This is a genomic window from Enterococcus sp. AMC1623, from assembly GCF_058216495.1.
In genome coordinates this window covers 1,807,333-1,834,133 of the sequence record NZ_CM177096.1, presented here as the reverse complement: position 1 = coordinate 1,834,133, position 26,801 = coordinate 1,807,333, and the positions used below count along the sequence as shown (strand labels likewise).

Genomic DNA, 26,801 nt, shown 5'->3' with positions numbered 1-26,801 from the left:
TCCTTAATTTTGTGATGATGACCGTAACTCCCAGTAATTACCAGTATATTCACCTTGAGTGCCTTCGATAAAGAGCTGTGTTTCGCCTGTTTGTGGGAAAACACGTGAGGTTAAGGCATATTCACCATCATTAACGAAAATTTCGCAAATAGATTGATCGGCAAATACTTGTAATTTCAATGCACGGCTTTGAGTAAGTTCAACTGTGCGTGTTGTACCAAATTTTTCGTTTAAAGGTAAGCTCATTTGGGAACGGTCTAAGGTTATCTTACCATTTTTTGTGTCAAAATGAAGCGCTAACTGGTAGTTATTTTGTTCATCTGTAAAGAAAGAAAGAACCCCTTCACTATTTGCTGGTAAAGTTATTTCTAATTCATAGCAATTAGTTGTATTTTCAACAAGTGCTTGTTGGAGACCGATTGTGCCTTTTAAGGCTGTTTGCTTTTGACGTAACTCTTTGTGTTCTGCTACAGGTAATTGATACAAATGATTGTCTTTAATTGTTAATTCACGTACGAGACTTAAGCAATGTGCCCAGCCTTCTTCATCTGTTGGATACTCTAATTCGGGTAAACCGGCCCAACCAACACTTAATACACGTCCATCAGGAGCGTTAAACGCTTGAGTAGCATAGATATCAAATCCATAATCTAAGTTTTGTAACGGTTGTGGATTGATGAGTTTTACATCGTCACTATCAAAAGCATCGCCAATGACTACCATATTTGGATAAATATTATCATAAGGTGTCACAGATTGCGCCATTCCTTGAGGACAAAACAGTAACACAGGTCGTTCGTCAATAAAAACTAAGTTGGGACATTCAACCATAAAACCCATTGATTCTTTGGTAAAGTCTAGTTCTCCTAATAAGCACCAATCTGTTAAATCAGCACTTTGGTAGACCAATACTTTCCCTTCTTCTTGATCATTTTGTGCACCAATCACTAATAAATAGCCTTTTTCATAGGGAATGACTTGTGGGTCACGAAAATGAGTCGTGTAGCCTTTAGGCGGAGCTGGAATGAAAGGTTGTTCAATCTTTGTCACTTGATTATTTTTGTCCATCCAAGCACCCATTTGATAAGAAGCGCGTTCCCAATTTTCTCCACGAACATTTCCAGTGTAGGCTAGTAGTAATTGATCGCCAACAGGTAAAGCTGTTCCTGAATAAACGCCATGACTGTCATACGGATTATCTGGAAGTAAACCATATCCTTCATCTTTCCAATCTACTAAATTAGTGGAAGAAAGGTGATACCAAGACTTTAACCCATGAACTGGACCGAATGGATATAGCTGGTAAAACAAATGCCAACGACCATTAAAATAAGAAAAACCATTTGGATCATTTAATAATCCAGAGTTTGGTTGGATATGATAGTTCATATGCCAGGGAGAATTTTTTTTAGCTGTAATTAATTTTTGTGAATAATCTTTATCCCATTGTCCATATGGGCGATACCTCATTTCAGTTGTCCATTCATTCATTATCAATAAGCTCCTTTTAATTATTCTTGCTTTAAAGATAGCTTTTTTTGTTCATTTTGTCAAACGGATGACAATTCAATTAACATTTATAAATCAATAAAGATTGCGTTTTCTAAAAAAACATAAAATTTATTTTGATAAACGTTTGACAATTCTGGTTAATGCGTTATAATAAAAATCAGAAAAAGCGATTACATTCGAGGAGGAAATAAAATGGATCACAAAAAAGTTGCGTTAGAAGTGATTGAAGCAGTCGGAGAAGATAATCTGGTTGCAGCGGCCCATTGTGCAACGCGCCTGCGTTTAGTTTTGAGAGATTCAAGTAAAATCGATCAAAATGCACTGGATAACAACGATGATGTGAAAGGAACGTTTGAAACAAATGGACAGTATCAAATCATTATTGGACCTGGTGATGTAAACAAAGTGTATGCAGAAATCGTCCAAGCTACTGGTGTCAAAGAAGCATCAACGGATGATTTGAAAGAAATCGCTAGCAGCGGGAAAAAATCGAATCCGATCATGGCGATGGCTAAAGTATTATCAGATATTTTTGTCCCATTAATTCCAGCTTTAGTTGCTGGCGGTTTGTTAATGGCGATTAACAATGTATTAACGTCACAAGGTTTATTTGGACCCCAATCAGTTGTAGAAATGTTTCCGGCATTTAACGATTTTGCAAGTATTATTAATTTATTAGCGTCGGCACCATTTGCTTTCTTACCAATATTAGTAGGATTTTCAGCAACACAACGTTTTGGTGGGAATGGATATTTAGGAGCAGCCATGGCCATGGCTATGGTTATGCCAGATTTGGTAAACGGTTATGGCGTAGCAAATGCAATTGCTGAAGGAACCATGCCTTATTGGAATATCTTCGGTTTACAAGTTGCACAAGCTGGTTATCAAGGTTCTGTTTTACCAGTTCTAGCAGTTTCTTACATTTTGGCTAATTTGGAAAACTTCTTTCATAAAAGAATTCCTAAAGTATTTGACTTTACCTTTACGCCAATGCTAGCAGTAATTATTACTGGATTTTTAACTTTTACCATTGTTGGACCTGTAATGCGGACCGTTTCTGATGGTTTAACAGATGCATTGGTTTGGTTATATAGTACAACTGGTGCAGTTGGTTTAGGATTGTTTGGTACCTTCTATTCTTCAATTGTTATTACTGGTTTACACCAAAGTTTCCCGGCGATTGAGACAACATTGTTAGCAGACGTTGCTAAAACAGGTGGATCGTTTATCTTCCCAATTGCAGCAATGGCAAATATCGCACAAGGTGCCGCAACATTTGCGATATTCTTTATTACAAAGAATGAAAAACAAAAAAGTTTAGCATCTTCTGCGGGAATCTCAGCAATGTTAGGAATTACTGAACCGGCAATTTTTGGGGTTAACTTGAAGTTAAAATATCCATTTGTTTGTGCGATGATTGCTTCAGGAATTGCAAGTGTGTTCATTGGTTTGTTCCATGTATTATCAGTATCAATGGGACCTGCTGGTATTATTGGATTCATCTCAATCGCAGCTAAATCTGTACCAAGTTTCTTGATTTGTGCCGTGATTAGTTTTGTTTTAGCATTTGTCTTAACATTTGTTTACGGTAAAAAGAAAATGTCTGAATCAGAAGTAGCAGTAGTAACTGAAGGAACAACAGTAGTGACACCAGAAGCTCCAGTAACATCAGAAATGACTGTCAAAGCAGAAAAAGTAAGCTCTCCAGTGAAAGGTCAAGTAGTCGCATTATCGACAGTTAATGATCCTGTTTTTTCAAGCGAAATGATGGGCAAAGGAATTGCAGTAAAACCTGTGAGTGGCGAAGTTTTCGCACCAGTTGATGGTACCTTGACAGTAGTTTATGAGACAAAACATGCGTACGGTATTGAATCAGATAATGGCGCTGAAATTTTAATTCACATTGGAATTGACACTGTCAATTTAGCAGGTGAGCATTTCACAACAGCCAAACAAAGTGGCGATAAAGTCAAAAAAGGTGATTTGCTAGGTACGTTTGACCGTGAAGCTATTCAAAAAGCAGGTTACGATGACACAGTAATGGTCATTGTGACTAATACAGCAAATTATGCTGACATCACTCCTTTAGGAAAAACAGGCGTAGATGCAGGCGAAGAAATTTTGGAAGTTAGATAATAGAAAGCGACTTGAAAGAATGTATTCTTTCAAGTCGCTTTTTCTAACAATCAGACTGAAATTCATAACGTTTAGAATGGAATAAGAAAAACTAGTTCATCAAGCTTACTGATAAACTAGTTTACTATTATTCTATTTTTTTCCAATGAAACACATGTGTATGAAAATCTTCTTTGACACGAGGAATCAACACACCAGCTTGATTTAATTCTGCTCCGCTGTATTGTTGGTTCGTGTGAATATCTTCGTAAATTGCTTCTGCCTCAAGATAGTGCATTTTTAAATAGTTAGTTGGTAACGCCGGTCTAGATAGACCATTAAAATAAATAGCAATGGCTTCTTCGTCATTCATAAACAACCAACCACTAGCAAAATAGGTATCTGGTGCTTGCAAGCGATAAAACTTACCAAATTGGAATAAGTGTCGATGGGCTTGATAAAAAGCAATCTGTTGTTGGACTTCTTGAATATCTTCTTTGGACAATGACTGTAAATCCAACTCGTAACCCAAATTGCCACTCATTGCTAACCAGCCACGTGTTTCCAGTGGTGTGTTTCTTCCGACTTGATGATTGGGAGTAGTTGACACATGCGCACCCATCATAATGGGTGGATATAAGTAGCTATAACCATATTGAATGACGCTACGACAAAGTGCGTCAGAATTATCACTGGTCCAAGTTTGAGGCATATAATACATCATACCAGGGTCAAAACGTCCGCCACCACTTGAACAATTTTCAAATAAACAATCGGGAAATTTTTTGGTTAAGACATCTAATATGCGATACAACCCAAGTACATAGCGATGCCCAATTTCTTTTTGTTGATTAGTTGCAAAAAATGAACTACCGACTTCGGTTAAATGCCGATTCATATCCCACTTAATATAATCAATGTCGCCAGTTTTTAAATAATTAGTTAAAGTTATAATTAAATAATCTTGTACATCCGTACGACTAAGGTCAAGTACTAATTGTTGTCGTCCTTCTGTTAAAGGATAGTTAGGAACTTGAAGAGCCCATTCAGGATGTTGTTGGAACAATTGACTTTGTTTGGAAAGCATTTCAGGCTCGAACCATAGACCAAACTGCATGTCTAAGCGATGCACTTCTTTTGCTAATCCATGAATCCCATTAGGTAACTTATTTTGATTGACAAACCAATCCCCCAAAGAAGAATCGTCAGAATGGCGTTCACCAAACCAACCATCATCTAAAACAAATAATTCAATGCCAACTTCGGCTGCTTTGTGTGCTTGATTAATTAATTCTTGTTCAGATAACTCGAAATAATTTGCTTCCCATGTGTTTAAGAGAATCGGACGTTCTTTCTGCGCCCAATTAGTAGGAACTAAATGCTCTTGATATAACTGATGAAAGGTTTGGGACATGCCATTTAAGCCTTGATTTGAATAATTTAAGACAACTTCTGGTGTGTAAAAAGCATCGTTTGATTTTAATTGCCACTCAAAGTGGTCAGGATGAATCCCAAATTGGACACGAGTCGTGCCATATTGTTCTAGCTCTACTTGAGCAATGAAATTACCACTATAAACGAAATGAAAAGCAAAAACTTCTCCTTGAAATTCGGACGTATAAGGAGCAGTTAATGCCACAAACGGTTGATGTTGAGGACTACTTGTCCCACGAGTGCTTTCGATTCGATGAATGCCTGAACGTATCGGTTGGCGTGTAATGTTTGCTTCATTCGTATGGGAGCCATCCAAAGTAATTAAATCAAACTGACTTTCAGCTAAATCAATAGACATTGATCCCGCATTTTCCAAAGCGACAGTCGTCTCACTTAAATTAATGTAGACAGCTCGACGCGTGATGATGGGATAATTTTCAAATAAAGTATAAATTAAACGCATTTCTAGTTGTTGTACAGCATCTTTTAAAATAATTTCTAGTGTCGTTACATCAGCAGTGGCATGTAAGCTTGGTAAACCTGGAATTGCTGATTTACTTTCTGAAATCGAATAAGAGTCATAGCGGAAATCAGTAACATCATGCCCGTCTTGTGAACGGATTTGATAATTTGCAATGCGGTGATCGCCGTTTCCTTGCGTACTTGTTTCTAAGGGCAAAGTATTTAGTGAAAAGGTACGTTCTTCTGGAAACGGATTTGTCGCAAAGCCACGATCAATAAATTGCAATTGATTACTACCAGCATAAGAGGGCAAAGCTTTCCCCCAATAACGATGTGTAAGATAGCATTCTTTTTCAATTCCAATGACATAGCTCATTTGTTTGTTGCTTAGATGAAAGCAATGTGTTTTTTCATCAAATTTTATTGGCATAATGGTTCTCCTTTTTAGTTGAAATTCGTTATACTAAGCATAGAGGAGGGGAAAATATGACACAAGACGAAATTATTGAGGAAGATAGGACAAAATTGCGTCCCTTTTTCTCCCATCGATTTTTTTCCCCAACAACAGAACAGTTACCTTATTTAAAAGGTTTTGGATTAGATTATTCGCCTAAAGAGTATTATTGGGATGCCAAAGAACGACAAGACTCTTTCGTCGTTTTTCAATATACATTAAGCGGTACAGGGTATTTAGCAACAAAAAATAAAATTTATGAATTAAACGAACAAACTTTCTTTTTAGCAGAACTGCCGAATCAGTTTACTTATTATCGTGGTGAAGAGGAATGGAGTTTTGTTTATATTGAATTTTCTAAAGAATTTTTGCAGTGGTTATCATTGCCAATACAAATTGGCACCTGCTCAAAAGAACGTGTCGAACAAATGTTGGTACAACTTAATAAATTGGTAATTGAAGAACCATCGTTATATGTAAATTCGCGATGTGCGTATGATTTATTTTTAACTATTAAAGAAGTTTTACTAACAAAAACTGCTATCACAGAGCAAATCAAAGACTATTTAGAGACACATTACAAAGATAGCCTTTCTTTGGATGATTTAGAAGAAACTTTTCAAATTTCCAAATACAAAATTATTCGGGATTTTGAGAAGGAGTATCAGCAAACGCCGATTAATTATTTGAATAACTACCGAATGATACAGTCTTTACGTTATTTGCAAGAAGAGATGACAGTCAAAGAAATTGCTGAAGCAGTGGGTTTTTCTGATTATAATTATTTTTCTCGGGTATTTAAAAGGATTATGGGATTTACTCCCAGTAGGTATCGCAAAGAAATACTAGGGAAATTATAATGTGTGAGCTAGTCTATATGAGCGGTAAAGTTGACTACTAATTTAAAGTAAGCTATTTTGAATAAAAATAATTGGAGGTGTATCTATGAAAATTGAATTTTTTCATGATGTTATTTGTAGTTTTTGTTTTCCTATGTCTGATAGGATGCGTAGTATTAAAAAAGAGTTGCCAGAACTAACAATTATCCATAAATCATATGCTTTGGGATGGGAACCAGAAGATTTTATCGCTATGTTTGGATCAAGAGAGGCGGTCAAATCAGAAGTATTGACTCACTGGAGTCATGCTAACGAAAATGATGAACGTCATCGTTTTAACATTGAAGGAATGAAGCAAACCTCATTTGATTTTCCTACATCTAAAAATGGGTTACTAGCTGCTAAGGCTGCTGGTATGATTGGAAATCAAGAGGATTACTGGGAAGTTTTTGACAAATTACAAGAGGGATTGTTTATTAGAAGCTTAGATATTGAAGAATGTGCGGTCATTGAAACGCTAATCAAAGAAACTTCTATTGATTTTGAAAAATGGTTCGCACAATTTAATAATCCAGAAACAGAAGAAGCTGTTCGTCAAGATTTAGCTTTAGCAGCTGCTTATGGACTACAAGGAGTACCTGCGTTAGTGGTGAATGGAAAATATTTAATTAGCGGCGCCCAACCAAAAGAGGTAATTATCCAAACATTAGTATCGTTAATGGAAAAAGAGAGCGCACCATTAGAGGAAATAAATACAAATGCTGAGGCGTGTCACTTTGACAATGATAAATGGACATGTGATTAAGTAAAAATAACTTCTGAAACAGTAATTTGTTTCAGAAGTTATTTTTTAGCGCAAAATTCGGGAATTTTTTGGATGAAATCTGGGAAGAATATGGAATCGTTCTCAGTTATAATAAATTTATCAAATTAAAAACGTTTTCAGGAGGAAAGTAATGACAGTAAAAGTTGGAATTATCGGATGTGGCGGAATCGCTAAAGGAAAACATTTGCCTGCATTAGCAAATGTAGCTGAAGTAGAAATGGTGGCATTTTGCGATATTATTGTTGCACGTGCCAAAGAAGCCAAAGAAAAATATGGTACAGCAGATGCAAAGGTTTATGCAGACTATAAAGAATTACTAGCTGATAACGAGTTGGATGTCGTTCATGTGCTAACACCAAACTCATCACATGCCGAATTATCAATTGCAGCGATGGAAGCTGGTAGTCATGTAATGTGCGAAAAACCAATGGCAAAAACATCAGAAGAAGCTCGCGAAATGATTGCAGCTTCAAAACGTACTGGTAAAAAATTAACAATCGGTTATCAAAATCGTTTCCGTACAGATTCTCAACATCTACACACAGTATGTGAAGAAGGTGAATTAGGAGAAATTTATTCAGCAAAAGCGCATGCGATTCGTCGTCGTGCCGTACCAACTTGGGGTGTATTTTTAGATGAAGAAGCACAAGGTGGCGGACCGTTAATTGATATCGGTACACATGCGTTAGACTTAACGTTATGGATGATGGACAATTACAAACCAAAATATGTGGTAGGGAATACTTATCATAAATTAGCAGAAACAAAAAATGCTGCCAATGCTTGGGGACCATGGGATCCTGAAAAATTCACTGTAGAAGATTCCGCCTTTGGTTTTGTTGTGATGGAAAATGGTGCTACCATTTATCTAGAAGCCAGCTGGGCATTAAATAGCTTAGATGTTAAAGAAGCGAAAACGACGCTATTTGGAACAAAAGGTGGTGCGGATATGAATGATGGGTTAACAATCAACGGTGAAGCACACGGCTTGTTATTTGATAAAAAAGTGGAATTAGAAACAGGCGGCGTTGATTTTTACGATGGTGCTGGGGAAGACCCTGCAACATTGGAAGCTCAATCATGGATTGATGCTGTTATCAATGATACAGAACCTGTCGTAAAACCAGAGGAAGCTTTGGTCGTAACCGAAATTTTAGAAGCGATTTACAAGTCAGCAGAAACAGGACAACCTGTCTTTTTATAAGCAGAAATGAGCAGAGACTAGGAGGGAAATGATGAAACCAAAAGTTGCTTTACAGCTTTGGAGTATCCAAGAAGACTGCGCAAATGATTTTGTAGGTTCTTTAGAACAAGTCAAAGCGTTTGGTTATGATGGCGTCGAATTTGCTGGTTATTATGACAAAACGGCTACAGAAATTAATGCATTGGTAGCTGAATTGGGATTAGAAATTGCAGGATCTCATGTTCCTTATGAACAATTACGAGATAATTTGGAAGTAACCTTAGACTTTGAACAAGCCATTGGCAATCGTCGCGTAATTGTGCCGTATGCAAGTTTTTCAACTTTAGCAGAATGGGAAGAATTCATTGTGACGATGCAGACTATTTCTCAAGCAGTCACTGCTCGTGGCATGAATGTGTATTATCACAATCATGCTCATGAATTTTTAGAAATTGCAGGGACAGATGTTGTCGATTTGTTAGCTCGTAAAATTGAAAACTTGCAATTAGAAGTAGATTTATATTGGTTAGCACATGCTGGCGTCGATGTTGCTGCATGGATTAAAGCCCACAAAACAGCCATTGGTTTATTTCATATGAAAGATAAACAGGCAGTTCTCGAAGAAAGTACCGAATTGGGTGCGGGTGTACTACCATTAAAAGAGTATGTCGCCTATGCCAAAGAATTGGCATTGCCGTGGTTAGTGGTTGAACAAGAAGCTTTCCAAAATTATTCGCCACTAGAAGCTGCACAACTAAATGTGAAAACACTAAAACAACTTATTGAGGAGGTCTATTGATGACCCAAGTAACTGTGTGGAATGAATTTCGCCACGAAAAAACAGATGCAGAAGTCCGTGAAATGTACCCAGAAGGTATTCATGGACAACTAGCAGCGTTTATTAAAGAAGAATTTACTGTTCAGACAGCTACCTTAGATGAACCTGAACATGGGTTAACAGAAGCTGTATTGTCAGAAACAGATGTCCTTGTTTGGTGGGGACACATGGCACATGATGAAGTGTCTGATGAAATCGTCAATCGTGTTCATCAACGTGTTTTAGAAGGAATGGGACTAATCGTGTTACATTCGGGTCACTTTTCTAAAATTTTCAAAAAATTAATGGGGACTTCCTGTGATTTGAAATGGCGTGAAGATGGGCAACATTGCCGTATTTGGAACGTTAATCCGAGTCATCCAATTGTTGAAGGTGTCGGAGAATTTATTGAATTAGAGCAAGAAGAAATGTATGGCGAACACTTTGATATTCCTGCACCGGATGAGTTAGTTTTTGTAAGCTGGTTCCCAGGTGGAGAGGTTTTCCGTAGTGGTTGTACGTATCGTCGAGGAAATGGTAAAATCTTCTATTTCCAACCAGGTCACGAAACGTATCCAAGTTATTACAATGAAAAAGTTCAACGCGTGATTAAAAACGGTATTCGTTGGTGCGCACCAACAGAAAATAATTATCCAACTTATGGTCATTATCAAGCAAGAGAAGGAGCGAAATAAAGATGAAATTAGGCGTATTTACCCCATTATTTAACAATTTAACTTTTGATGAAATGATAGAAAAAGTAGCAGAAAAAGGCTTGCAAACAGTGGAAATCGGTACAGGCGGTTCTCCAGGTAGCGCGCATTTAGATATTGATAAATTATTAGCAAGTAGCGATGAACGAAAAGAATATTTGCATAAATTATCGGATAAAGGCTTAGAGATTTCAGCGTTGAGTGCGCATCATAATCCTATTTCGCCCATTAAAGAAGTAGCGCAAGAAGCCGATGAATTGTTACGTAAAACTATTAAACTAGCGAATTTAATGAACGTTCCAGTGGTGAACGGTTTCTCTGGTGTAGCTGGTGGAAATGCTACAGACACTCAAGTGAACTGGCCGGTCTTACCTTGGCCAACAGAATACAGTGATAGTTATGAATACCAATGGGAACAAAAATTAATTCCTTACTGGAAAGACATCAACACTGTAGCTGAAGCAGCAGGTGTGAAGATTGGGATTGAATTACATGGTGGTTTCTTAGCACATACACCATATACTATGTTGCGTTTACGTGATGCGACTGGTAAAGCAATTGGTTGTAACTTAGACCCAAGTCATTTATGGTGGCAAGGAATTGATCCTGTTGCCGCAGTGAAGATTTTAGGGAATGAACATGCGATTCATCATTTCCATGCGAAAGATACGTATTTAGATCAAGACAATATCAATATGCATGGACTAACAGATATGCAACCTTATGGAAATGTAAAAACGCGTGCATGGACTTTCCGTTCCGTTGGTTGTGGACATGACTTAAAAGTCTGGTCAGACATTATTTCTGCTTTACGAATTCAAGGCTATGACTATGTTTTAAGTATCGAACATGAAGATCCAATCATGTCAATTGATGAAGGCTTAAACCGCGCAATTACGAATTTACGAACAATTATGATTAATGACCAACCAACAGATATGTGGTGGGCGTAAAAGGAGTAAAGACAATGTCAGCAATTAATTTTGTCATTATTGGTTATGGTGGGATGGGTTCTTACCATGCCCATACATTAATGCCAACTGAAAAAGAAAAAATCAATTTATTAGGTGTATACGATGTGTTAGAAGAACGTCGTCAAGCCGCAGCTGAAAAAGGCTTAACTGCTTACGCTAGCTTTGAAGCCGTGCTAACAGACGAAAACGTAGAAGCAATTCTAATCGCAACACCTAATGACAGCCATAAAGAATTGGCGATTCGTGGTCTACAAGCAGGGAAAAAAGTTATCTGTGAAAAACCAGTTGCAATGAATGTGGCAGAACTAGATGAAATTTTAGCAGTTGCCAAAGAAACTGGTCAAACCTTTATGGTCCATCAGAATCGTCGTTGGGACCCTGACTTTTTAGTGGTTCGTGACCTTTATCAAAACCAACAAATTGGAGAAGTGTTTCAATTAGAATCACGTGTACAAGGAGCAAATGGGATTCCAGGTGACTGGCGTCATTTACCTGAGCATGGAGGCGGAATGTTATTGGACTGGGGCGTTCATTTATTGGACCAAATTTTATGGTTAGTAGATAGTCCTGTTAAAAAATTCGTCGTTGATTTTAGCTATGTTTTAGGCGATCAAGTGGACGATGGCTTTATTAGTTATCTAACATTTGAAAATGGCGTAAAAGCATTAATTGAAGTCGGAACTAGTAATTACACAACGTTACCTCGTTGGTATGTTAAAGGATTTGAAGGCACAGCACGAATCGATGACTGGGATCTTTCAGGAGAAATTATTCGTGCAACTCACGATGAGGATGCTTCAGCACCAAAACCAATTCAAGCAGGTGTAGGTTTGACGAAAACGATGGCCCCTCCTTCAGAAGAAGCAACGGAGCAAGTCGAATTCCCAGAAGCAAAAGCCGAATATCAACCATTTTATGCAAACTTCTATTCTGTTGTACGTGATGGCGCAGAACCAATCGTTAAAAACAATGAAGTTCGTGATGTATTAGAATTGATTGAGCAAATGTTTGCAGCAGCTAAATAAAAGATTGCACAGATGAGAAGTTCTTATCTGTGCTTTTTTTACAACTAATATTCCAAAGTAACAAAAAATATGCTACATTTATGTTAGCGTTTACATTTAAAAAGATGAAGAAGGGGGAAGCTACGATTACGTAAACGTGTAGCGAGAAAAAACATGGTGAAAAAAGAGATAATGTATCAAACAAACTTTCAAACAAAAGAAGAATTATTTCAAGGAGTCACGAAATTTTTAGTAGATAAAGACTGGGCAACGATGGAATTCGAAGCGGCGTTAAGAGAACGAGAAGAACGTTTTCCTACAGGTTTACCAAGTGATCCACCCGTAGCAATACCGCATAGTGATGGAACATATGCCAAAGAAGACGTGATTGTAGGTATTTTAAATGAACAGCCGCTAGAGTTCTATCAAATGGGAACCAATAAAACAACATTGTTAACACCACGCATTATTTTTGTCCTGTTAGTAAGAGATAAAGTGACCCACCTAGACCAACTCCAACGAATTATTGAAAAAGCTAAAAACCATGAGTTTCTAACGCGTTTACAAGCAGCTTCTGATGAAGCACAGTTCAAAGCGATGATCCAAGAAGAATTATAATATTTTGCAAAAACTTTGTTTGGAATAGTAGCATAAAAAATGAGGCAGCTATCTGTTTTAGTCGCTTTTTATGTCGAAATAGACAGTTTTCGTGAAGAGTTGCGCAAAAGATGTAGCCATTCTTATCTATTTAAATATGAATTCAATGCTGAAATCCAAGAATTTCAGATTCTTGATTTGTCTCGTCACAACGAAAGAGAGAGCAATCTCTCTTTTTCTCATTTTATCACCATTTTTAAGTGGAAAATAGGTTGTATTTAGAAATATGTTTGTGAAAAACGATTGTTCTAGACAAAATTATCGTTAAAAAATCGGATATTTAATGAAAATACGAACTTTTTCAGAAAAAATGAAAATAATTTTGGTTAAATCTTTTTAATTTAACGGCTATCTGCTATAATAAAAATCACATCTTATTGTTAGAAGGAGAGAAAAAAAGAATGACTGTTTATAACTTTTCTGCCGGCCCTGCCGTATTACCAAAACCTGTATTAGAAAAAGCACAAGCTGAACTTGTGAATTACCAAGGTAGTGAAATGTCCGTGATGGAAATGAGTCATCGTTCCTCCTTGTTTGATAACATCATTAAAGAGGCAGAAAAACTGTTAAGAGAAATTATGGGTATCCCTGATAATTATAAAGTATTATTCTTACAAGGTGGCGCAAGCTTACAATTTTCAATGATTCCATTAAATTTAGCTGTTGGCAAAAAAGCCTTATACGTAAATACTGGTGCTTGGGCTAAAAAAGCTATTAGTGCAGCAAAAGCAATTGATGGTGTAAAAGTAGAAGTAATTGCATCAAGTGAAGATAAGAATTTTACTTATGTGCCAGAAATCACTAAAGATATGGTGGATCAAGAGGCAGCATATCTTCATATTACTACGAATGAAACCATTGGTGGGATTTCGTATCAAACAATTCCCGATGTGGGCGATGTGCCGATTGTGGCGGATATGTCTTCAAATATTTTAGCCAATGATTATAAAGTAGAAGATTTTGGTTTGATTTATGCTGGTGCTCAAAAAAATATTGGACCATCTGGATTAACCGTCGTAATTATTCGTGAGGATTTATTAAATAAAGAAGCAATCTTTTCACCAATGTTAGATTTTGCTGTTCAAGCAGCTAATGATTCGTTATATAATACACCACCAACATATGCCATTTACATTGCGAAATTAGTCTTTGAATGGATTCAAGAGTTAGGTGGATTATCAGAAATCTTGAAACTTGATCAAGAAAAAGCGGCATTATTATATGATACGATTGAAGCATCTACGTTATTTACCAGCCCCGTAGATCAAAACTATCGCTCATTGACGAATATTCCTTTTGTAACGGGTGACGCTGACTTAGATAAAAAATTCAACCAAGAAGCATTAGCTCAAGGCTTCCAAAACTTGAAAGGTCACCGCTCGGTAGGTGGTATGCGTGCGAGTCTATATAACGCATTTCCAAAAGAAGGCGTTGAAGCGCTAGTTGCTTTTATGAAAAAATTCGAAGATGAGAATGGAGAGAAATAAATGTTTCAGATTAAAACATTCAACGCAATTGCTCAAGAAGGTATGAGTCGTTTCGATGAAGACAATTATCAAGTCAATCAAAGTGAAACTCCAGATGGTATTATTTTACGTAGTCAAAAATTACATGACTACGAATTTCCAGAATCAGTTCTAGGCGTTGCTCGCGCGGGTGCTGGGACGAACAACATTCCTGTAGAAGAATGTACTGAAAAAGGAATCGTGGTGTTTAACACACCAGGAGCCAATGCGAATGCTGTCAAAGAATTAGTGATTGCGAGCTTATTATTAAGTGTTCGTCCAATTATTCAAGGCGCTATTTGGGTTCAAGATTTAACTGGTTCAAACATTGAAGAACAAGTAGAAGCAAATAAAAAACAATTTGCTGGTAACGAACTGGAAGGTAAAAAATTAGGAGTTATTGGTTTGGGTTCAATTGGGGCGATGGTTGCTAATGATGCCTATCGTTTAGGTATGGAAGTAATCGGGTATGACCCACACGTTTCAGTTGATACAGCTTGGAGTATTTCACGTCGTGTGAAACGTGCAACTGAAATTAATGAAATTTTTTCAACATGTGATTTTATTACAGTTCACGTACCATTGCTTGAGCAAACACGTAATTTAATCAGTGACAAAGAATTAGCAATGATGAAACCAACGACCAAATTATTTAACTTTTCTCGTGGTGAAATTGTTGATCCTGAAGCAATTTTAAAAGCTGTTAACGATGGATACCTTGCTGGTTTTACTACTGATTTTGCAGATGAACGTTTATTAAATAATGAAAAAATCTTAGTGTTACCACATTTAGGTGCATCAACTGAAGAAGCAGAAATTAATTGTGCGAAAATGGCAGCCCGTACGTTGAAAAAATTCTTAGAAACTGGAACGATTAAACGTTCAGTGAATTTTCCAACTGTTGAAATGGCGTTCTACTCACCTTATCGCATTACAATCATTAACCGAAACGTTCCAAATATGTTAGGTCAAATTTCTTCAACAATTGCTGCGGCAGAAATTAATATCGATAACATGATTAATCGTGGACGTGGCGATTACGCCTATACTTTGGTAGATATTAATGAAACTGACGAAGATAAATTAGCTAACGTTGTTTCTCTTTTAGAACAAAATTCTGATGTCATTCGTGTTCGTACTATTAAAAACACAGAGACATCTTATTAATGTGAATACTATCTAAAAAACATCTGAATGAATTTTCATTCAGATGTTTTTTGTTTTGAAAAAAGACCAATTCAAGTAAACTAAAGAAAACAATTATGGGGGGAAAAACATGTCAATCAATTTTTATGGTCTCAATTATCTTGAAAACAGGGGGAGTATTAATGATGTGATTAAATATGTTATTATTTTTGGTATTTTAATTTTCTTTATATTTGTCTTTATTCGTTATTTGCGTTCACGAATTCAAACAAAATATCGTGACTTGAGTTTGATTTTATTTTTAAGTTTATTGTTTGTTTTAGGAACACAATATACGGAATATCAACAAGAAGAAGCGCAAGATGAGAATTCTTCCCAAATGGCAGGTTTCTTACATACGGTGGCGGAGCAATTAAATGTACCTGTTGAGAAAATTTATGTTAATAATTTAACGCTTAGCGATGAAACATTATTTTTAGTCGATGAGAAATATTATGTTTTACATCTAAGTAATGATCGTAATTCATTTCGTTTAGAACCAACATATCTCGCAAATACCAATGTCACGATTGTAGATTAGGAGGAAGAAGATGAGTTTATATAGTCCAATTATTATCAAATTAGCGTTAGGTATTTTATGTTTGATTGTTCAAATCAATATTATGGGAAAAGGGAACTTAGCACCCTCTTCTGCGATGGATCAGGTACAAAATTACGTACTTGGGGGAATTATTGGCGGAGTGATTTACAATGATGCGATTAGTGTATTACAGTTCGTTTTAGTATTAATTGTCTGGACGACCTTGGTTTTAATCGTAAAATTTGCAAAAGAGCATAACCGTTTTGTGAAAAATATTATTGATGGTAAACCTACAACCTTGATTCATAACGGGACAGTTGATATTGCGACGTGCCTCCAACATGGCATTTCAGCGAATGATTTAATGTTTAAGCTACGTAGTAATGGTATTTATGAAGTATCAAAAGTTAAACGTGCTGTCTTAGAGCAAAATGGTCAACTAACGATTATTGAGCAAGGGGATGAAAATATCCGCTATCCAATTATTATGGATGGACAAATTAATGAAGACCTCTTGGATATCGTCAATAAAGATGAAGCATGGCTAATCAATAAAGTCCATGAGTTATCAGGCAAAGAAGTTTCAGCGATTTATTTGGGTGAATATATTTCAGGAGAGATTAAGTTATATGAGTATTAAAAAGAGACAAGTGTAAGTGGGAGGTCTCTTTAACAGTCAACTATCCGAATAAGCTAGAACGATCCACTATTCATTCTAGCTTATTTGGTGTTGTCTTGTTTTTTAGAAAAACTGAGCGCATGTTTCAATAATTAATTCGATGTTTAAAAGAGTCAAAATAATCGTACAGCCCCAACCTAATCCAGCAACCAGTTTATTGTTTTTGAAACGTTTGCCCATGATTTTTTCAGAACTTGTAAAATAAACTAAAGGAATCATAGAAATTGGCAAAGCTAAGCTCAAAAAAACTTGCGAATAAATCAATAAATTATCTAATGCTTGTTCATTTGCTCCAAAATAAATCGTACATACTAAGACAGGGATTACTGAAAGACCACGAGTAATGATTCGGCGAGCCCAAGTGGGAATCTTCATGTTAATAAAACCTTCCATCACGACTTGTCCAGTGAGTGTACCAGTAATCGTTGAATTTTGTCCAGAAGCCAATAATGCTACTGCGAACAGCGTACTTAATACGGGGCTAGCCACTGCACCAGCAATCGAAGAATCTTGCAAGGCATTGTATAAAGCAGAAAAGGTTCCTAATTCATCGCCATGACCAAAAAATAGAGCACTTCCTAGAATTAATAATAAGCAATTGACAAAAAAAGCTGCGGATAATTGAATATTTGAATCCCAAGTTGAAAATCGCAAGGCGTTGGCAATCTGTTCTTCGTCATTACGGTTGTATTTACGTGATTGAGAAATGGAAGAGCCTAAATATAAATTATGAGGCATGACAGTGGCACCAACAATCCCCAATGCCATGGTTAATTCACCATGATGTAAGACTTGTTTTTGGGGAATTAAACCTTTCAACACATCCGGCATGTAGGGTTGAGCAATGATGACTTCATATAGAAATACCACTAAGATAACAAGAATTAAGGTCATTACAATTGCTTCAATTTTTCGAAAACCTAAACGTGTTAAAACTAATAAAAGCAATACATCAAAGATAGTTAATACAACGCCCATTAATAAAGGAATGCCAAATAATAAATTTAAAGCAATGGCGCCGCCAATGACTTCAGCAATATCAGTTGCCATAATTGCTAACTCTGTGACAATCCAAAGTACAACGCCTAATTTTCTACCTGTGAATTTTCTAGTGGCTTGGGCTAAATCCATGTGCGTGACGATTCCTAGTTTTGCGGCCATATATTGCAATAACATCGCAATTAAACTGGAAACGAGAATGACCGACATTAATAAATAGCCATACTTAGCTCCACCACCAATGGAAGTAATCCAGTTTCCGGGGTCCATATATCCTACTGCAACGAGCGCGCCAGGACCTGAGAAGGCAACTAAATTTTTCCAAAAATTCCCAGATTGAGGGACCGTGACTGTACCGTTAATTTCTTCTAAGCTCGGACCATTTGCATAGGAGACGAGTTTTTTTGTTTGTTCATTTTCCATCATCAAAACCTCGCTAAATTTTAGGTAACCCTAAATTCGTATCTATCGTACTCCTAATATTTGAAAAAAACAAGTAAAAAATAATCCGATTTGCACTAGAATTATAAATTCGCTATAATAAATAAGAACAACAAAGGAGGGAACGTATTCGATGGTATGCTTGACTAAAATAACAGCGACTGAAAATTATCAACGCTATCATATCAGCTTTAGTCACGCGATTGGTTTTACAATGGCCGTTTACGGGAGCAGTGTGTCCAAAAACAGTCAAAATAAAACAAAAATCAATGACCATTCAGTATGTTTACCCTAATTATCAACGAATTATGGATGAATAAAATAACGACAGGTCATGGATTTTCCATGGCCTTTTTGAGTGGTCTTAAAGGAGCAAGAGTATGTATATTCAAGCAAATAAGATCAGTAAAAATTTTAGTGGGACACCACTATTTGAAAACTTAACACTTCAGATTAATGAAAATGAAAAAATTGGTTTAGTGGGACAAAATGGTACGGGGAAAACGACCTTGTTTCAACTTTTATTAGGAATAGAAGGCATTGAAGAGGGCGTAATCAGCCGTAAAAAAGGGGTGTCAATCGGCTGGGTTCCGCAACAGCTAACGATGAGCGATAGAACAGCGTTTGAGTATATTAGTCACAGTTTTGTTGGATTACATGAATTACAAGCACAACTTCACCATTATGAAGCAAAAATGATGGAAACAACCGCCGATTTGGAACGTATTTTAGCGTATTATGGTCGCTTACAGCAGCAGTTTGAAGAACAAGGCGGTTATCAATTAAATGATCGAATTGTAACAACTCTAAAAGGCTTAGGTTTAGCAGAACAAATCCAGACACCGTTGCATCAACTGAGTGGTGGCGAACGTGTTCGTGTAGAGTTAGCTAAGATTTTAATTCAAGAAAATGATGTGTTACTTTTAGATGAACCAACCAATCATTTGGATTTAGCAGGGATTCAGTGGTTAGAAAATTATCTGAAGACCACGAAATCTTCGTTTATCGTGATTTCTCATGACCGAGCATTTTTGGATGCAGTTACTAAGCGGATCATTGAAATTGAAGACGGTCAGCTGATAAATTATCCAGGTAATTATAGTCGTTATATCGAATTGAAAAATGCTCGAATGGTTGAATTAAGTAAGAATTACGAGTTGCAACAAAAAGAAATTCAGCGAATCAAACGGATGATTCATCGGTATCGTCAATGGGGGAATGAAGGCGATAACGAAGCCTTCTTTAAAAAAGCCAAAGAATTAGAACGACGTTTAGAAAAAATGATCTTAGTTAAAGCGCCTGATGTCCCTAAAAAGCGTTTGCGAGCCATTGATCAAGCCTCGCGTTCTGGAAAAGAAGTTATTATCGCGCAGCAAATTGGGAAGATTATGGGTGAAAAATTACTTTTTACAGAAAGTGATTTTGCGATTTATCGTGGTGAACGCGTCGCTATTGTCGGTGAAAATGGTTCTGGTAAAACGACGTTGTTACGTTTAATTATGAATCAAGAAATAGTAGATGAAGGACAAATCAAATATGGCGCTAGTTTGAAATTGGGGTATTTACCACAACAGCTAACTTTTCCCGATACAAATCAGCGCATATTATCGTACACGAAAATGTTTATTGGTGAGGAACAAAAAGCCAGACAGATGTTGGCACAGCACGGCTTTTTTAGGGAAGATGTCACCAAACGTATTGGTGATTTATCTGGTGGTGAGCAGGTGCGTCTGTATTTAATGCGGTTATTACAACAAAAAATCAACTTTTTGATTTTAGATGAGCCAACGAATCACTTAGATATTTATGTTCGTGAAGAGATTGAAGCGTTACTTGCAAGTTTTACTGGAACGATTTTAGCTGTAACACATGATCGCTATTTTCTAAAGAAAAATTTCGAGACACGTTTACAAATTGCTGACGAACAGATTCAAAAATTACCATTGGATGACTGAACGAAATGATTGGTATCGCAAAGGTGCCAATCATTTTTTAGAGAAAATAATTACATTTTAGAAACCGTTTCCGTATAATAAGAGTAAATGGAAGGAGAGGAACAAATGAGCAAATGGTGGCAAGAAGCAATTGGCTATCAAATATATCCAAGAAGCTTTAAAGATACCAATCATGACGGTTTAGGAGATATTAATGGTATCCGTGAAAAATTAAGTTATTTAAAAGAATTAGGGGTAGATTTTATTTGGATTACGCCAATTTATGAATCCCCAAATGTCGATAATGGGTATGATATTTCGGATTATTGTGCCATTTCTGCCGATTTTGGCACGATGGCAGAATTTCAATGCTTAGTCCAAGAAGCCCATGACTTAGACATTAAAATTATTATGGATTTGGTGATTAATCATACATCAAATCAACATTATTGGTTCCAAGAGTCACGAAAAGGTGGCGATAATGATTATCGTGATTTTTATATTTGGCATCCACCGGTTGATGGTAAAGAACCAAATGATTGGCATGCTATTTTTGGTGGTTCGGTTTGGGAATATGATGACCTGCGAGGCGAATATTATTTCCATGCCTTTGCTAAAGAGCAGCCAGACTTGAATTGGGATTCACCAGCAATGCGTCAAAAAATCTTCGAGATGATTGAATGGTGGATTGAACAAGGCATAGATGGATTCCGAATTGATGCAATTTCACATATTAAAAAAGATGACTGGCATCGCCCGTTTGATTTTGCTGATGTGAATGGCAATTATAAAAATATAGAAGGTATCGATGTTTACCTGAAAGAATTAAGTGCGCTATTGAAAAAACATCAAGTGATGTCAGTAGGAGAAGCCAACGGAGTCAAAGCCGAAGAAGCTACCGCTTGGGTCGGAGAACACGGCTATTTTGATATGATTTTTGAGTTTGAACATATTGATTTGTGGCGAACACGCAACGATGAAGGCATCGATTTATTGTCATTTAAAAATGCCTTGATTCGTTGGCAAGAAGCATTAGCTGACGGTCGTGGATGGAATGCGTTATATATGGAAAATCATGATGTTCCTCGCAGTATTTCTGCTTTTGGGAATGATTCACTCGCATATCGTACGCTTTCTGGTAAGGCATTGGCAATGACCTTTATGTTATTGCAAGGAACGCCATTTATTTATCAAGGACAAGAAATTGGGATGATTAATAACCAATTTGAAAGCATTGCGCAAATTGATGCTGTTGATTCTATAAATCTCTATGAAAGTTTAATTGAAACTGGAGCAACAATCGAAGAAGCCATGCAAGTCATTTCAGGAACTACTCGCGATAATGCCCGTACTCCGATGCAATGGGATGCCTCTACTTTTGCAGGTTTCTCGGAAAAAGAACCATGGTTAGCTATTAATGAAAATAAAAACTGGTTGAATGTCGTCGAAGAACAACGGAATTCAGCATCTATTTATCATTTTTACAAGCAATTAATTGCTTTACGTAAGGAAAATCCAACATTTATCAATGGAAAATTCCATTATATTGAACTGAATAGTGCCCATCTTTTCTGTTATGAAAGAAAAGATGACCAAGCGTGCTTTACAATTGTGGTTAATTTAGGGGAAACGGAACAAACGTGCGATTATTTAAGCGCATTACAAAATCAAGAAATTATTTTAGCAAATTATGAGGAGGACGTAACCGATTGTTTACGCCCATATGAAGCCCGGTTGTATAGAAAATAAGACAGAGATGGAAGAGAATTAGTTTTCTTCCATTTTTTCTTATACTCTCTGCAATAGGTGATGGTAGACTGAAATTAAAAAATAGTTGTTCATTTTTCGAGAGAAGATTGCCCGTTTTTTTCTTATAATTAAATAAAACAATAAAGGAGTCTTTGGATTGATTACAGCAATGGATACCCGAAAAGAATATTATGAAGCACTTGTGAGGAAGGATTCTACGTATGATGGTATTTTTTTCGCAGCCATTAAAACAACCGGCGTGTTTTGCCATGCGACATGTACTGCCAAAAAACCAAAGTTTGAAAACTGTGAATTTTATCTTTCAGCTGAAGAAGCGTTATTAGCTGGATATCGACCTTGTAAGCGATGCACGCCGCTCTCTTTTCCTAAATCTTTACCCGATGAAGTGAGCGAATTAGTGGCAGCCATTGAAGCAAATCCAAACAAGCACTGGCGAGAAGCTGATTTTGCGCAATTAGGGATGACATCAGCAACTGCTAGAAGAAAATTCAAACAGATTTATCATATGACCTTTGTTCAATATGCCAGAGCTCGACGTATGGGAATGGCTTTTAAAGAAATTAAGAGTGGCAGCAAAGTGATTGAGCAGCAGCTGAATTCAGGCTACCAATCGTCTAGTGGATTTAATGATGCATTTACTAAAATTATGGGGAATCCACCCAAAAAAGGTGTCGTAAAAATTTTGTACGCTTCATTTATTTCAACGCCTATTGGTCGGATGATTAGCCTTTCAGATGATTCTTATCTATATTTATTGGAATTCTTGGATCGTCGGGGATTAGAAAAAGAAATTGAAAAAATGCGGAGAAAATACAACGCGAGAATTATTCACGGAGAGACTGTCATTACGCAAAATTTAGCCAACGAATTAGCGTTGTATTTTAAAGAAGAACTTACTCATTTTACAATTCCAATTCATACTGAAGGTTCAGCATTTCAAGAAAAAGTATGGCAGCTTTTATGTGACATTCCGATTGGGGCGACAGTGAATTATAAAGACATTGCCATCCAATTAGGGGATAAAAATAAAGTTCGAGCAGTGGGCAATGCGAATGGTGCCAATCAATTAGCTATTCTCATTCCTTGTCACCGTGTCATTAATACTAATGGAGAACTAGGCGGATATGGTGGGGGTATCGCTCGTAAAAAATATCTGTTAGATTTAGAGCGAAGAATGCGTGCTGACTAAAAAACGGACAAAGCATTAACATTGTCCGAAAAAAGCTTTATTCAATTGACATTGAAGGCATTTCTTTTTGTCCTTCAGACCAGTCGAATTCTATTTCAAAAGAATGTTTATCCGCTTTTTTTGTATAGCTGTATTCAACTTTTAGCTGTTCACTTGGCGTAATAGAAATTGCTTTGGTTCCTTGAACAAATTGAAAGCTACCTTGTTCTTTTAATTTTTTAGCAATGGTTTCTAATGTCGTAGCAAAGGCAACAAGTGACTGTTTCTCTTCATGGTCAATCAATATTTCTGTCATTGGTTTTGGTTCACGCATGGCAAAAACCTCCTTGTGTATTAGTTACTTCTAGTATAACTGAATAACACTTGTCATATCCTGTATAAAAAGAAAAATACCTGAACAATCGTAGAGAAGTGCCATAAAATATGGAGCTAGCTCTCGTTTATTCAGGTATTTATATTGTCATATTACAGGAATGTTTGACTAGTCCGCACGTAAAGCGATAGCGGCATCTTTTTTAGCTGCCATGCGTGCAGGAATATGTCCACCAATCATCGTTAATACTGTGCTGATGATAATTAAAATTAATCCATGAACTGGGTTTAAGGTTGCGACATTTTCTAGTTCAGTCAAGTTGTATAAGACAGCATTGATTGGGAAAGTTGCTAGGTAAGCAATTGCTACCCCTAATGACCCAGATGCTACTCCTAAAATAGCTGTTTCGGCGTCAAATACTCGTGTAATATCTTTTTTACGTGCTCCTAAGGCTTTTAGAACCCCAATTTCTTTGGTACGTTCTAGCACAGAAGTATAAGTGATAATACCAATCATAATCATACTTGTTACAAGTGAAATACCCGCAAAAGCAATTAAAACGTAGGTAATAGCGTCCATTAAGCCACCAGTTAATTGCGTCATCGTTCCAGCTAAATCACTGTAAATGATTGTATCTTCTTTACTTTTACCTTTGTTATACGCATCTAAATAATCTAATACTTGATCTTTTGATTTAAAGTCATTTGGATATAACATAATGCTAGATGGTGTAGTACTTGCTCCAAGATAATTCAAAAAATTATCTTTAGCTGTGTCATCTAATTGCTCATTGGTCATGACATTTATATCGCTGTCTTTTTGTGCCTTAACAATCGCAGAGTCACTGTTTTTTTCAATGATTTTTTGAGCTAGCGTATCGCTGTAGGCAATACCAGGTGCTAATAGATCCATTGTTGATGAATCTTTAATTCGTAACACGCCTGAAATTGTCAATTCTTCATTGTCGCTGTTATCATAGACCGCTTCTAAATCTTGATTTGGAATAAAGTTGCCTGTGGGTAATTCAGTGTAAAATGCATCATTATACGCTAAGGTAACGTTGGTACCAATGATATCTGAAAAGGCAATTTTTTCACCATCTTTAACGTCAAACCCTAAGTTTTTCAAAGAGTTAATGTTTGTGGTGTTGTTTTTATCAATAATTAAGACTACATCATTCGCGTTTTCAGGATAACTTCCTTCAAGTAATGAGTAGTTATCTTTCAAAAAGTTCCCTTTGTCTGGATCTAATTGTTGTGGGAATGAAGAAATCCCGACGCCAGTTTGGGCTGCCATCATGGCCATCATCGAACCAGTTTGGCTATCAGCTGCTTCGTTAGAGAATTTCACCATTTCTGGTTTACCATCGATTTCACGTAATAAATTCATATTGACTAAACGTGTATAACCAATATTATTACTCAAATCAGGATTGATATTTTCAATGTAATCGATATATTCTTGATCGATTTTATTGGTATGTTGTGCGCGGTCGGCATCACTGATTTTGGCAGTCACTTCTTTTTCAGTAGGGAAGGTTCCTTTTGACGTACTGTTTTGGAAGTTTTCGGGATCTTGTTCAGTTGTCACTTGAGAAATAGTAATTGGAAACTGTGATAACGTCTCGGACTGTGTATTATCAATTTGTTTTTGGAAGCCCGTTGATAGCGACAAGACAATCGCGATACTGATGATACCGATACTAGATGCAAAGGAAGTTAAAAAAGTTCGTCCTTTTTTAGTACGGATATTATTGAAAGATAAACGCAAGGCTGTCGTGAACTTCATTTTTGTATGTGTTAAATGAAATTCGTCTTTCTTTTCACCTTCAATGTGTGGATGGGTATCATTTTGGATGCGACCATCAGAAAATTCAATAATACGATCAGCATATTGGTTGGCTAATTCTGGATTATGGGTCACCATAACAACTAATTTTTCTTTGGATAATTCTTGAATTAACTCCATAATTTGAACACTTGTTTCTGAATCCAACGCCCCTGTTGGTTCATCACAAAGTAAAATATCTGGATCATTGGCTAATGCGCGAGCGATTGCCACACGTTGCATTTGTCCACCAGATAATTGATTGGGTCTTTTGTTCATATGATCGCCTAAACCAACTCGACGTAACGCATCTTCGGCTTTTTCGCGACGCTCTGATTTTGAAATACCACTCAACGTCATCCCTAATTCGACGTTATCAATAATTCCTTGATGGCTAATCAAGTTATAACTTTGGAAGATAAAGCCAATCGAGTTATTTCGATAAGCATCCCAATCACGATCTTTGAAAGTTTTGGTTGATTTCCCATTGATGATCATATCACCAGAATCATATTTATCCAAACCACCAATGACATTTAACATTGTGGTCTTACCAGAACCACTTGGCCCTAAAATGGCAACAAATTCCTGCTTACGAAAAGCGACCGAAACGCCATCTAAGGCTTTTGTTGTGGTTGAACCAACCGTGTAATGTTTCTTAATATCTTTTAATTCTAACATTGTGACACTCTTCTCTGTTTAAATTTACCAACAACTCTAACTAAATTCATGTTTAACGGTATCATAATAGTTAACAAAAATCAACAATCATCATTTGATAATTTTTTTAAAATCATTTAAACTAAAGGAGAAATGAGGGAACAAGGATGAAGCAACCATCAGAATTAGATATTTCGGTATTTACGGATATTTTTTCTTTTATGAGTCAGTTGATTTTTCAAGATTTAGAAGTAGATTTAGCAGATTTAAAACTAACTAAAATGGAAATAATAATAATTTTAATTGTAGCAACAAATGAAGGCATTTCTATGACAGAATTAGCCCAACAAGTGGGAACTTCTAAAGTTCAGATTAGTCGTTCCATTACTAATTTGGAAAATCGTCAAATTGTTCAACGGAAACATAATCAAACAAATCGTCGCATCGTGAATGTTTTTACCACGAAAGAGGGCAAGGCGTTATTTGCACAAAAAGAAAAGCAAGTGAAACATAAATTAGCCGAGACGTTTTCTATATTAACGCCAGAAGATTATCAAACGGTTACGAATCATTTGACAGGGGCGTTGGAAGTATTAGCGAAGTACAAACAAATGAATGTTTCAAGATGTGTGCCTACAGAGCTGTTAGAATAATAACGGCTTTCCTTTTTATCTTTTTTTGCAATCGGTTGCTTTGTTTATCTTATGTTTTTTTGAAAATACATTGTTTAACTGTTGATTATAACTGCAATCGATTGCATAATAGAGA

At 36.5% G+C, this 26,801-nt stretch carries 22 protein-coding genes and 1 pseudogene; 18 read left to right on the top strand and 5 right to left on the bottom strand.

All coding sequences use genetic code 11. The annotated features are described in order from the left end of the window. Positions 1-3: 3 nt before the first annotated feature. Positions 4-1,491 (bottom strand): sucrose-6-phosphate hydrolase, encoded by a 1,488-nt coding sequence (locus AC4BC7_RS08965; protein ID WP_490502668.1) that lies wholly within the window; start codon positions 1,489-1,491, stop codon positions 4-6. A gap of 213 nt (positions 1,492-1,704) precedes the next feature. On the opposite strand from AC4BC7_RS08965, the gene AC4BC7_RS08960 reads away from it, so the two are divergent. Beyond that, the gene (locus AC4BC7_RS08960; RefSeq protein WP_490502667.1) at positions 1,705-3,648 is read left to right on the top strand and encodes a sucrose-specific PTS transporter subunit IIBC; all 1,944 of its coding nucleotides are present in this window, start codon (positions 1,705-1,707) and stop codon (positions 3,646-3,648) included. Between the two features lie 127 nt (positions 3,649-3,775). Here AC4BC7_RS08960 and AC4BC7_RS08955 read toward each other — a convergent pair whose 3' ends face one another. Then, a complete protein-coding gene (locus AC4BC7_RS08955) occupies positions 3,776-5,953 on the bottom strand; it encodes an alpha-galactosidase (protein ID WP_490502666.1) in 2,178 nt (725 codons plus the stop codon). Positions 5,954-6,009: 56 nt separating this feature from the next. Here AC4BC7_RS08955 and AC4BC7_RS08950 point away from each other — a divergent pair, with 56 nt between their 5' ends. The 12 genes from AC4BC7_RS08950 (at position 6,010) to AC4BC7_RS08895 (ending at position 16,861) form a co-directional block, all read left to right on the top strand. Then, positions 6,010-6,837: an AraC family transcriptional regulator gene (locus tag AC4BC7_RS08950; RefSeq protein ID WP_490502665.1), complete on the top strand. Its 828-nt coding sequence runs from the start codon at positions 6,010-6,012 to the stop codon at positions 6,835-6,837. A gap of 85 nt (positions 6,838-6,922) precedes the next feature. Beyond that, positions 6,923-7,621 carry a DsbA family oxidoreductase gene (locus AC4BC7_RS08945; protein WP_490502664.1) on the top strand — a complete coding sequence of 233 codons (699 nt, stop codon included), beginning with the start codon at positions 6,923-6,925 and terminating at the stop codon, positions 7,619-7,621. Between the two features lie 151 nt (positions 7,622-7,772). Beyond that, positions 7,773-8,846, top strand: a complete 1,074-nt coding sequence (locus AC4BC7_RS08940) for a Gfo/Idh/MocA family protein (protein WP_207942393.1) — start codon at positions 7,773-7,775, stop codon at positions 8,844-8,846. 31 nt (positions 8,847-8,877) lie between these two features. Then, positions 8,878-9,624 (top strand): sugar phosphate isomerase/epimerase family protein, encoded by a 747-nt coding sequence (locus AC4BC7_RS08935; protein WP_490502663.1) that lies wholly within the window; start codon positions 8,878-8,880, stop codon positions 9,622-9,624. Beyond that, positions 9,624-10,337 carry a ThuA domain-containing protein gene (locus AC4BC7_RS08930; RefSeq protein ID WP_207942391.1) on the top strand — a complete coding sequence of 238 codons (714 nt, stop codon included), beginning with the start codon at positions 9,624-9,626 and terminating at the stop codon, positions 10,335-10,337. Before AC4BC7_RS08935 ends, AC4BC7_RS08930 begins: the two co-directional genes overlap by 1 nt. A gap of 2 nt (positions 10,338-10,339) precedes the next feature. Next, on the top strand, positions 10,340-11,308 hold the full coding sequence (locus AC4BC7_RS08925) for a sugar phosphate isomerase/epimerase family protein (protein ID WP_207942390.1): 969 nt from the start codon (positions 10,340-10,342) through the stop codon (positions 11,306-11,308). Positions 11,309-11,322: 14 nt separating this feature from the next. Next, entirely contained in the window at positions 11,323-12,354 is a 1,032-nt protein-coding gene (locus AC4BC7_RS08920) for a Gfo/Idh/MocA family protein (RefSeq protein ID WP_490502662.1), read from the top strand. 171 nt (positions 12,355-12,525) lie between these two features. Next, the gene (locus AC4BC7_RS08915) at positions 12,526-12,951 is read left to right on the top strand and encodes a PTS sugar transporter subunit IIA (RefSeq protein WP_243430737.1); all 426 of its coding nucleotides are present in this window, start codon (positions 12,526-12,528) and stop codon (positions 12,949-12,951) included. A gap of 440 nt (positions 12,952-13,391) precedes the next feature. Next, positions 13,392-14,477: a 3-phosphoserine/phosphohydroxythreonine transaminase gene (gene serC / locus AC4BC7_RS08910; protein ID WP_207942387.1), complete on the top strand. Its 1,086-nt coding sequence runs from the start codon at positions 13,392-13,394 to the stop codon at positions 14,475-14,477. Further along, positions 14,478-15,662, top strand: coding sequence for a phosphoglycerate dehydrogenase (locus AC4BC7_RS08905; protein WP_207942386.1), 1,185 nt, complete (start codon positions 14,478-14,480; stop codon positions 15,660-15,662). A gap of 109 nt (positions 15,663-15,771) precedes the next feature. Continuing rightward, positions 15,772-16,221, top strand: coding sequence for a DUF3290 family protein (locus AC4BC7_RS08900; protein ID WP_490502661.1), 450 nt, complete (start codon positions 15,772-15,774; stop codon positions 16,219-16,221). A 10-nt stretch (positions 16,222-16,231) separates the two neighbouring features. Then, positions 16,232-16,861, top strand: a complete 630-nt coding sequence (locus AC4BC7_RS08895; protein WP_207942384.1) for a DUF421 domain-containing protein — start codon at positions 16,232-16,234, stop codon at positions 16,859-16,861. A 102-nt stretch (positions 16,862-16,963) separates the two neighbouring features. On the opposite strand, the gene AC4BC7_RS08890 is transcribed toward AC4BC7_RS08895, so the two are convergent. After that, a complete protein-coding gene (locus AC4BC7_RS08890; RefSeq protein WP_207942383.1) occupies positions 16,964-18,322 on the bottom strand; it encodes an Nramp family divalent metal transporter in 1,359 nt (452 codons plus the stop codon). Positions 18,323-18,473: 151 nt separating this feature from the next. On the opposite strand from AC4BC7_RS08890, the pseudogene AC4BC7_RS08885 reads away from it, so the two are divergent. The 4 genes and pseudogenes from AC4BC7_RS08885 to AC4BC7_RS08870 all read left to right on the top strand — a co-directional run bounded on the left by AC4BC7_RS08885 (position 18,474) and on the right by AC4BC7_RS08870 (position 23,233). Further along, positions 18,474-18,660 (top strand): annotated as a pseudogene (locus AC4BC7_RS08885) (hypothetical protein). A gap of 60 nt (positions 18,661-18,720) precedes the next feature. Further along, entirely contained in the window at positions 18,721-20,295 is a 1,575-nt protein-coding gene (gene abc-f, locus AC4BC7_RS08880) for a ribosomal protection-like ABC-F family protein (RefSeq protein ID WP_207942381.1), read from the top strand. Positions 20,296-20,400: 105 nt separating this feature from the next. After that, positions 20,401-22,023 (top strand): alpha-glucosidase, encoded by a 1,623-nt coding sequence (locus tag AC4BC7_RS08875; protein ID WP_490502660.1) that lies wholly within the window; start codon positions 20,401-20,403, stop codon positions 22,021-22,023. A gap of 157 nt (positions 22,024-22,180) precedes the next feature. Beyond that, positions 22,181-23,233: a bifunctional transcriptional activator/DNA repair enzyme AdaA gene (locus AC4BC7_RS08870; protein WP_207942379.1), complete on the top strand. Its 1,053-nt coding sequence runs from the start codon at positions 22,181-22,183 to the stop codon at positions 23,231-23,233. A gap of 37 nt (positions 23,234-23,270) precedes the next feature. On the opposite strand, the gene AC4BC7_RS08865 is transcribed toward AC4BC7_RS08870, so the two are convergent. After that, on the bottom strand, positions 23,271-23,546 hold the full coding sequence (locus AC4BC7_RS08865; RefSeq protein ID WP_207942378.1) for an amphi-Trp domain-containing protein: 276 nt from the start codon (positions 23,544-23,546) through the stop codon (positions 23,271-23,273). A 168-nt stretch (positions 23,547-23,714) separates the two neighbouring features. Beyond that, positions 23,715-26,054, bottom strand: coding sequence for an ABC transporter ATP-binding protein/permease (locus AC4BC7_RS08860; protein WP_490502659.1), 2,340 nt, complete (start codon positions 26,052-26,054; stop codon positions 23,715-23,717). A 146-nt stretch (positions 26,055-26,200) separates the two neighbouring features. On the opposite strand from AC4BC7_RS08860, the gene AC4BC7_RS08855 reads away from it, so the two are divergent. Next, positions 26,201-26,686 (top strand): MarR family winged helix-turn-helix transcriptional regulator, encoded by a 486-nt coding sequence (locus AC4BC7_RS08855; protein ID WP_490502658.1) that lies wholly within the window; start codon positions 26,201-26,203, stop codon positions 26,684-26,686. The last annotated feature ends 115 nt before the right edge of the window (positions 26,687-26,801 follow it).

What these genes read in the sequence shown, in the direction of transcription:
- AC4BC7_RS08950 (WP_490502665.1), top strand. Translation starts at nt 6,010, where the DNA reads ATGACACAAGACGAAATTATTGAGGAAGATAGGACAAAATTGCGTCCC.
- AC4BC7_RS08905 (WP_207942386.1), top strand. Translation starts at nt 14,478, where the DNA reads ATGTTTCAGATTAAAACATTCAACGCAATTGCTCAAGAAGGTATGAGT.
- AC4BC7_RS08965 (WP_490502668.1), bottom strand. Translation starts at nt 1,491, where the DNA reads ATGAATGAATGGACAACTGAAATGAGGTATCGCCCATATGGACAATGG.
- AC4BC7_RS08895 (WP_207942384.1), top strand. Translation starts at nt 16,232, where the DNA reads ATGAGTTTATATAGTCCAATTATTATCAAATTAGCGTTAGGTATTTTA.
- abc-f (WP_207942381.1), top strand. Translation starts at nt 18,721, where the DNA reads ATGTATATTCAAGCAAATAAGATCAGTAAAAATTTTAGTGGGACACCA.
- AC4BC7_RS08865 (WP_207942378.1), bottom strand. Translation starts at nt 23,546, where the DNA reads ATGCGTGAACCAAAACCAATGACAGAAATATTGATTGACCATGAAGAG.
- serC (WP_207942387.1), top strand. Translation starts at nt 13,392, where the DNA reads ATGACTGTTTATAACTTTTCTGCCGGCCCTGCCGTATTACCAAAACCT.
- AC4BC7_RS08930 (WP_207942391.1), top strand. Translation starts at nt 9,624, where the DNA reads ATGACCCAAGTAACTGTGTGGAATGAATTTCGCCACGAAAAAACAGAT.
- AC4BC7_RS08940 (WP_207942393.1), top strand. Translation starts at nt 7,773, where the DNA reads ATGACAGTAAAAGTTGGAATTATCGGATGTGGCGGAATCGCTAAAGGA.
- AC4BC7_RS08955 (WP_490502666.1), bottom strand. Translation starts at nt 5,953, where the DNA reads ATGCCAATAAAATTTGATGAAAAAACACATTGCTTTCATCTAAGCAAC.
- AC4BC7_RS08945 (WP_490502664.1), top strand. Translation starts at nt 6,923, where the DNA reads ATGAAAATTGAATTTTTTCATGATGTTATTTGTAGTTTTTGTTTTCCT.
- AC4BC7_RS08920 (WP_490502662.1), top strand. Translation starts at nt 11,323, where the DNA reads ATGTCAGCAATTAATTTTGTCATTATTGGTTATGGTGGGATGGGTTCT.
- AC4BC7_RS08915 (WP_243430737.1), top strand. Translation starts at nt 12,526, where the DNA reads ATGTATCAAACAAACTTTCAAACAAAAGAAGAATTATTTCAAGGAGTC.
- AC4BC7_RS08890 (WP_207942383.1), bottom strand. Translation starts at nt 18,322, where the DNA reads ATGGAAAATGAACAAACAAAAAAACTCGTCTCCTATGCAAATGGTCCG.
- AC4BC7_RS08860 (WP_490502659.1), bottom strand. Translation starts at nt 26,054, where the DNA reads ATGTTAGAATTAAAAGATATTAAGAAACATTACACGGTTGGTTCAACC.
- AC4BC7_RS08900 (WP_490502661.1), top strand. Translation starts at nt 15,772, where the DNA reads ATGTCAATCAATTTTTATGGTCTCAATTATCTTGAAAACAGGGGGAGT.
- AC4BC7_RS08960 (WP_490502667.1), top strand. Translation starts at nt 1,705, where the DNA reads ATGGATCACAAAAAAGTTGCGTTAGAAGTGATTGAAGCAGTCGGAGAA.
- AC4BC7_RS08875 (WP_490502660.1), top strand. Translation starts at nt 20,401, where the DNA reads ATGAGCAAATGGTGGCAAGAAGCAATTGGCTATCAAATATATCCAAGA.
- AC4BC7_RS08925 (WP_207942390.1), top strand. Translation starts at nt 10,340, where the DNA reads ATGAAATTAGGCGTATTTACCCCATTATTTAACAATTTAACTTTTGAT.
- AC4BC7_RS08935 (WP_490502663.1), top strand. Translation starts at nt 8,878, where the DNA reads ATGAAACCAAAAGTTGCTTTACAGCTTTGGAGTATCCAAGAAGACTGC.
- AC4BC7_RS08855 (WP_490502658.1), top strand. Translation starts at nt 26,201, where the DNA reads ATGAAGCAACCATCAGAATTAGATATTTCGGTATTTACGGATATTTTT.